Here is a 1,660-nt window from a genome sequence, read left to right as displayed (position 1 = left end):
CCCCCGGTGTCAGAATAGTTGTCGCGTCACCTGATGAAGTAAATACCAACCGGGGACGGGCAAGAGAGATCGTGTGAAGCAGTATTCAGCAGAACGGAAAGAAGCGCTACTTCGGCAGATGATGCCGCCGCAGAACAGGCTGGTGTCGGAGTTGGCCCGCGAGAGCGGGATCACCGAACAGACCCTTTATACTTGGCGCCGTCAACTTCGTAATCAAGGAACGCTGGTGCCAGGTAGTGGAAAGAATGCCGAGGAATGGACTTCGGAAGACAAGTTTTCCGTGGTACTGGAAACGGCTGCGCTGAACACAAGCGAACTGGCCGAGTATTGCCGTCGCAAGGGCCTGTTCGCGGAGCAGATTGCCACGTGGCGTGCCGCATGCATGTCGGCCAATGCGAGCGTGGTAAAGCAGACGCGGGAGCAGCAGGCGCAGTCGAAGGAGGACAAAAAGCGCATCCGGCAACTGGAGAAGGATTTACAGCGCAAGGAGAAGGCGCTGGCCGAGGCGGCCGCGCTGCTGATCCTGCGAAAAAAAGCCCAGGCGATCTGGGGGGACAAAGAGGAAGACTGATCAGCGTCCCAGATCGCCTGTTGTGTGTTGAGTTGATCCGTGAAGCAGAGGCCGCCGGCAGCCGGTTGGCGCCAGCCTGCATCGAGCTGGACATTACCTTGCGTACTTTCCAGCGCTGGGTGCGCAATGGCGACGATGCCGTGGCCGGCGACGGTCGTCCCTCCAGCGTGCGGCCAGAACCGGTCAGCAAGCTGAGCGAGGATGAGCGTACCGAAATCCTCGCCGTTGCCAACAGCGAGGAATTCGCCAGCTTACCGCCCAGCCAGATCGTGCCAGCGCTGGCCGATCGGGGCGTGTACATGGCGTCCGAGTCAAGCTTCTATCGCGTTCTGAAAGCGGCGGCGCAACAGCATCATCGGGGCCGCGCGAAGAAACCTTGTGAGCGCGTGCTCACGAGTCATTGCGCCGCGGCTCCGAACCAAGTGTGGAGCTGGGATATCACCTGGATGCCGGCCGCCATCAAAGGCCAATACTATTACTGGTACATGGTGCTCGATATCTTCAGCCGCAAAGTCGTCGGGCATGAGGTGCACGTGGCGGAATCGGCGGAACTGGCTTCACGGTTGATGCGCCGCACTAGCTTGGCCGAGGGGCTGGCCGGTCGTCCACTGGTGCTCCATTCGGACAACGGCAGCGCCATGAAGGGCGCCACCATGTTGGCCACGTTGGAACAGCTGGGTGTGGCGCCCTCGTTCAGCCGGCCACGTGTAAGCAATGACAATGCATACGCCGAGTCGCTGTTCAAGACCTGCAAATATCGCCCAGATTACCCGAACAAGCCATTCGGAAGCCTGGAAGAGGCGCAGGCATGGACGCAGAAATTCGTGCGTTGGTATAACCACGATCACAAGCACAGCGGCCTGAAATTCGTGACCCCGGCACAGCGCCACTGCGGGCAAGACGCGGCGATTTTGAAGCTTCGTGAGCAGGTCTATCACGAGGCTAGAAAGCGCAACCCGCAGCGCTGGTCGCAGGGCACCAGGAACTGGGAACTTGACGATCAAGTCTGGTTGAATCCGGAACGGATTCGGCCAGAAGCACTACAGCAAGCAGCTTGAGATGACGCGACAACTACGTTGACAAACACCG

1 protein-coding gene is annotated in these 1,660 nt (G+C 59.6%); it reads left to right on the top strand.

Going from position 1 to position 1,660, the window contains the following annotated elements:
• Nucleotides 1–73: 73 nt before the first annotated feature.
• Nucleotides 74–1,629, top strand: a protein-coding gene (locus tag ABIB42_RS25855) for an IS3 family transposase (RefSeq protein WP_229409743.1) whose coding sequence is annotated in 2 segments (ribosomal slippage) — nucleotides 74–536 and nucleotides 536–1,629 — 1,557 coding nt in all. Because the reading frame shifts where the segments join, the coding sequence is not laid out codon by codon here.
• Nucleotides 1,630–1,660 lie beyond the last annotated feature (31 nt).

The sequence above is a fragment of the Massilia sp. UYP32 genome (genome assembly GCF_050434365.1).
Taxonomy (GTDB): Bacteria; Pseudomonadota; Gammaproteobacteria; order Burkholderiales; family Burkholderiaceae_D; genus Telluria; species Telluria timonae.
This window is presented reverse-complemented; position numbering and strand designations above follow the sequence as displayed.